The sequence below is a fragment of the Blautia sp. AF34-10 genome (assembly GCF_003477865.1).
Lineage (GTDB): Bacteria > Bacillota > Clostridia > Lachnospirales > Lachnospiraceae > Fusicatenibacter > Fusicatenibacter saccharivorans.
On record NZ_QUED01000057.1, the window covers coordinates 1 to 5028 of the forward strand.

Genomic DNA, 5028 nt, shown 5'->3' on the forward strand with positions numbered 1-5028 from the left:
ATATACGCACGAATATATCCGCTTGATATAGGGTGTCTATCATGCTATAATATGTGTAGCGGATATATTGCAAGTTCCCTAAAGTGTTACCACTTTAGAACTTGTGAGGGTGGCAAGCCCCCCTTCAATCCCCCTTTTTAGAGAGCCGAAAGGCTCATAATTTGACGGTGGTAGCACCGAAGAAAGAGAGGTCAAAGGCATGAAAAAAGAAATGGATAAAATTCAGTTTGAGTACAGATACGAGGTGCAGGAGCTGATGAAAGTAATTGATAAATATGTAAAACAGAATCCGGCAGAAAAGGAAAATAAGACGCTGGAGCGTTTCTTTGACTTACTTGATGTCATGGATATGGAGTGGTAAGGGCATGAACAAGACAAGACCAAAGCAGTTATCATTCCGAGTAAGTGAAGAAGAATACCAGCAGTTGCAGGAGAAGATTTCAGAGAGTGGAAAGAACCAGCAGGAGTATATCCTTTCCTGTGTGCTGGAGAAGCAGATCGTGAATACGGACGGTATCAAAGAACTTATCCCGGAACTGAAACGGATAGGGAACAACCTCAACCAAATAGCAAAGAGGTGTAATGAGGGGGGAATGTTGCCGAGTGAAGCGGAAGTGCGGAAGCATGGAGAGGAGCTGAACAAGTATGGCAGTCATTAAGGCGGTATCTTCAAAGGCGGGCATAGGGCACGCCATAGATTATGTGACGAAAAAAGAAAAGACAGAGGAGAAGCTTGTCAGCGGTCTGCATTGTGAGCCGGAGACGGTCAAGGAGGAAATGCAAGCCACAAAGGAGCTGTGGGGCAAGACGGACGGAAGAACCTATAAGCATTATGTGCAATCCTACCATGAGGACGAGGAAATAACCCCGGAGCAGGCTCACAAGAACGCTGTCGAGCTGGCAGAGCATACAAAGGCATGGAAAGGGCATGAAGTTCTGATAGCCACGCATATAGACAAGGGGCATATACACACGCACTTTATTGTCAATTCCGTAAATTATGAGAACGGTCATAAGCTCCAATGGAGTAAGCACGACCTTAAAGACTTAAAGGAACGGTGCAACGAGCAGAGCTGGGAACAGGGCTTGCATGTGCCGGAGAAAGGAAAGACATTTGCTGGAGAAGTCCGGGAAGAAACGGTGGCATGGAGCAAAGACACCTACCAGCTTTTGAAACAGGCAGAGCAGGGAAAGGTCAAAAGCTATGTGCAGGATATTGCCCTTGCGGTGCTGGATTGTAAGGAAACAGCGACCAGCCGGGAAACCTTTATCCGGCTGATGAATGAAAGAGGGTACGGGGTGGACTGGCAGGACAGCCACAAGTACATCACATATACCGACTTAGCCAGGGAACAGGCAGGAGAAAAGGCTTGTAAAATCAGGGATAACAAGCTGGAAAAATACTACAATATGGATTTTGGAAAGGAGAGTATGGAGCATGAGTTTGAGAGAAATGCACGAACAGCAGAAGCAGAGCAGTCCAAGAGAGCAGCTTCAAGAGTTAAACCGACAGAGCCGGACAGAGCTGGAAAACAGTCTGCTCAAAGAAGCGTTGGCGATGTCGAGCGAGAACTGCGAGGAATTGATGAAGCAGTCAAATCAAGAACAAGTGAGGGCAGAGCAGAACAGGCAGAGAGACGCAGAGCAGAACAGGAAGCTCATCAGCGAGCTGAAGCAGAGCGTAGAGCTGCTGAAGAACAGCAACGAATTGCTTCAAGACGCTATATCGGGCGAGATTGGGAGCCTGAAAGATGAGGTTAAGGAAAACACCGTCCAAGAGGTTAGAAAGGCGTTACAGGCGAATATAGAGGCTATACAGAGGGCTACAAAGCTTCTTGAGAAGCAGTCTGATACACTTACGAGCGTGATGAAGCAGAAGATCCGGGAGCTTGAGGAAAGTAAGAACAGTTTTTTTAGATATGAGGGCTTGAAGTTGTACCTGTTTTGGGGCGGTATGGTCTGCAATATTTTAGTGTTTCTTATGCTGTTGTATGGTATGATTAGTAAGTAAAAAGAAATCGATAAATTAGAATTTTAAAAAGGAGTGTGATGACCATGATTTTTGATTTTGAGCCTTGGCAATTAGATATTGATATTGACTTAACTAAACAATTATATAGAAGTTGTAAAGGAGACTTTGTATGGGTAGAAAAGAAATAACAACAAAAGAAGATTTAATGAAAGTAATAGAATTATTCGAAAATACTGGAATTACATACTGGTTGGATGGCGGATGGGGTGTAGATATTTTAGCTGGTAAACAAACAAGAATTCATAGAGATATAGATATAAATTTTGATGCTCAACATACGGAAAAATTGTTAAATGTGCTTTTGAATCTGGGCTATAAAATTGATACAGACTGGAAACCGGTTAGAATAGAGTTATATAGTGATGAACTTGGTTACTTAGACATTCACCCGTTCGTTTTAAATGAGGACGGAACTTCAAAACAAGCTGATTTAGAGGGTGGATGGTATGAGTTTGAAAAAGATTACTTTGGTAGTGTTTTTTTTGAAGGCAAAACAATTCCTTGTATATCTTTAAAAGGCCAAAAAGTTTTCCATTCAGGTTATGAATTAAGAGATAAAGATAAGCATGATATTTCAATTCTTGAAAGTTTATCAAAATAACATCGCTGTAATTTCTAAGATAAATTGCAGTTTGTCGGTACGAAGAAAAAGGTGCAAAAATGTATTGATAAGATTAGCGGTCAAGGCGAGAGGGAGTGAGGTGTAGATATTGACACTCAAAAGGCACTCCCTTATACTTGACGGAAAAAGGTAAAAAAAACTCATTGATAAGATTAGCGGTCAAAGCGAGAGGGAGTGAGGTGCAAAAGACTATGGCAAAATACACCAAAAGGAGAGATAAAAGAGGGTATGAGTGGAAGTCTGCTTATCGGGAGAAAGAAGCCCTTATGTTGGAGAGGGGATACCCGGAAGTAAGTCCTCATGATTTCTATCGGGAGTTGTTTCCGGCTGCAGTCTCCAGCAAGAGCCGGAGGACGGAAAAGGTAATATTATAGCGACACAGATTAGACCGTCTGGCAAAGGAAGAACCCGGCAGTGGGTAATTGATGATAGTCTGAAAATGCTGGATAAGGTCATAGGAGATAGGTTTGGGCTGATACCGCCTATTAGTTTTTACGGAAAGTCACACACGAAAGAGAACGCTCATGAGCTGTTTGCGGTGGTGGTGGACGTGGATTATGTAGGCAAACAGCAGTTAAAGAACCTGTTGAAGCAGTTTGGGAATGGTGTGCAGCTTCGTCCGACTTATCTTGTCAGCTCCGGCAAGGGGGTACATCTTTACTATTTCTTGCAGGAGCCGGTTCAGTTGTATCGAAACCGGGAAGAAGTGCTTGCGGAGCTGAAAGAAGCCTTTATCCGGCGGCTATGGAATGATACCAGCTCTATCCGTCCGGACAGCCCGGATATAACCGGAATTTATCAAGGTTTCCGGTGTGTGGGGAGTCAGTCGAAGCTGGGTGCAGATTTCCCAGTAAAAGCCTATAAGCTGTCAGAGAACCGTTACACGCTGGAGGACATAAAAGCCAGCATACCGAGCTGTAAGGTAGACCTTGCTCCGTTGTACGAGAAGCCGAGAAGAAAAAGTACCGTTACGCTGGAAGAAGCAAAGGAGCTGTACCCGGAATGGTATGAGAAGCGGATCGTGCAGGGAGAGCCGAAGCAGAAAAGTAAGAAGCAGGGCGGTACGTGGGTATGTAACGAAGCTTTATATGAGTGGTGGAAACGGAAAATAACCGAGGAAGTGAAAGCCGGAGGGCGTTACTTTTCTATTATGGCGTTGTGCTCTTATGGCTTGAAGTGTGGCATATCCGAGCAGAAGATACGGAGAGACGCCTATGCGTTCCTGGACCATTTAGAGAGCCTTACCGAGGACGAGGACAACCATTTCAGCCGGGCAGATGTGAAAGACGCTCTTCGGGCATTGAAAGGGGACAGAAAAAGGCTGTCAACGATAGCAAGCCGGGAATGGATAGAGGACAACACAAAGGTTACGATACCAGCAAATAAGCGGAATTACAGAAAGCAAAAAGACCATGTAAAGGTTATGAATACTATGAAAGCTTTAAAAAAGCAGTTAGGAGAAGAAGTAAAAGAGGGTAGACCAAAAGGGAGTGGAACAGCGGAGCAGACAGTCAGAGAATGGCAGGAGAGCCACCCAGCAGGAAAGAAAGCGGACTGCATTCGAGAGACAGGATTGAGCAAGCCCACCGTTTACAAGTGGTGGAAGTAGGGCATACTTGAAATGCCGAAAGGCATATGCTATAATGCCAGTAGGCAAGAAAGACGAAAGTGCTCATTGTGGCACGCAAAAAGCCCCGGAGGTCGCAACTCCGGGGCTTTTCTATTCCGTTGTGGCAAGGTGGCTTATTCCTTAGGCTGGCTACCGCTATTTATCTCCGTCCAGCCATTTGCAGATGTAGTAGGCGACTACACTTGCCAAGACAGAGAGTAAGAAAGACGAAAATATACTCATGGTGGCACACCCCCTTTCTGTACCTGTATAGGGGTGGTAGCGTCGCTCATTATACCATAGTGGCAGAAATGCCACAAGAAGCCATTTCCCCTTGTTTATTATCAAAGCCATAAGGAAAAGAGTGTCAAGGGCGGTCATAGACCGCAGCGTTTACCCTTGATACTCTTTTTTGTTGGCTATAATGCCGGAGGGGAAAACGGCTGTCCGTCCGTTCCGTTACTTCCCCCTGTGCTTCATTGTCCGTTCCGGCGGAAGAAAGTAAAGGGTGGTCTGCGACCATTTTTTATCTGCTGTACTCGCTGATCGGCAAGCCGAAGCTCATACTGCAGATAAAAAACAAGCCCTTGACTTTCTTCCACCTACACTTCCAAAGTCGCCCAAGAGGAAGTAAGCTCCACTATATTCTTGGCAGAATATACGCACGAATATATCCGCTTGATATAGGGTGTCTATCATGCTATAATATGTGTAGCGGATATATTGCAAGTTCCCTAAAGTGTTACCACTTTAGAACTTGTGAGG

Annotated in this window: 5 protein-coding genes; all 5 read left to right on the top strand. The window is 44.8% G+C overall.

Annotation, left to right across the window (positions count from 1 at the left end; all coding sequences use genetic code 11):
• Window positions 1-199 precede the first annotated feature (199 nt).
• The 5 genes from DWZ60_RS17585 to DWZ60_RS16610 all read left to right on the top strand — a co-directional run bounded on the left by DWZ60_RS17585 (window position 200) and on the right by DWZ60_RS16610 (window position 4263).
• A complete protein-coding gene (locus DWZ60_RS17585; protein ID WP_004614779.1) occupies window positions 200-361 on the top strand; it encodes a hypothetical protein in 162 nt (53 codons plus the stop codon).
• Between the two features lie 4 nt (window positions 362-365).
• Window positions 366-659 carry a plasmid mobilization protein gene (locus DWZ60_RS16585; protein ID WP_242996904.1) on the top strand — a complete coding sequence of 98 codons (294 nt, stop codon included), beginning with the start codon at window positions 366-368 and terminating at the stop codon, window positions 657-659.
• Complete coding sequence (locus tag DWZ60_RS16590) at window positions 646-1755, top strand: relaxase/mobilization nuclease domain-containing protein (protein WP_055166537.1); 1110 nt, start codon at window positions 646-648, stop codon at window positions 1753-1755. The genes DWZ60_RS16585 and DWZ60_RS16590 overlap by 14 nt, the downstream gene beginning before the upstream one ends.
• 386 nt (window positions 1756-2141) lie before the next feature.
• Window positions 2142-2633 (top strand): nucleotidyltransferase domain-containing protein, encoded by a 492-nt coding sequence (locus DWZ60_RS16600; RefSeq protein WP_009263190.1) that lies wholly within the window; start codon window positions 2142-2144, stop codon window positions 2631-2633.
• A 571-nt stretch (window positions 2634-3204) separates the two neighbouring features.
• Complete coding sequence (locus DWZ60_RS16610; RefSeq protein ID WP_243038381.1) at window positions 3205-4263, top strand: repa; 1059 nt, start codon at window positions 3205-3207, stop codon at window positions 4261-4263.
• Window positions 4264-5028: the final 765 nt, after the last annotated feature.

Bases quoted from the DNA above. Each gene is read 5' to 3' on its own strand.
- DWZ60_RS17585 (WP_004614779.1), top strand. From the start codon at position 200: ATGAAAAAAGAAATGGATAAAATTCAGTTTGAGTACAGATACGAGGTG.
- DWZ60_RS16590 (WP_055166537.1), top strand. From the start codon at position 646: ATGGCAGTCATTAAGGCGGTATCTTCAAAGGCGGGCATAGGGCACGCC.
- DWZ60_RS16585 (WP_242996904.1), top strand. From the start codon at position 366: ATGAACAAGACAAGACCAAAGCAGTTATCATTCCGAGTAAGTGAAGAA.
- DWZ60_RS16600 (WP_009263190.1), top strand. From the start codon at position 2,142: ATGGGTAGAAAAGAAATAACAACAAAAGAAGATTTAATGAAAGTAATA.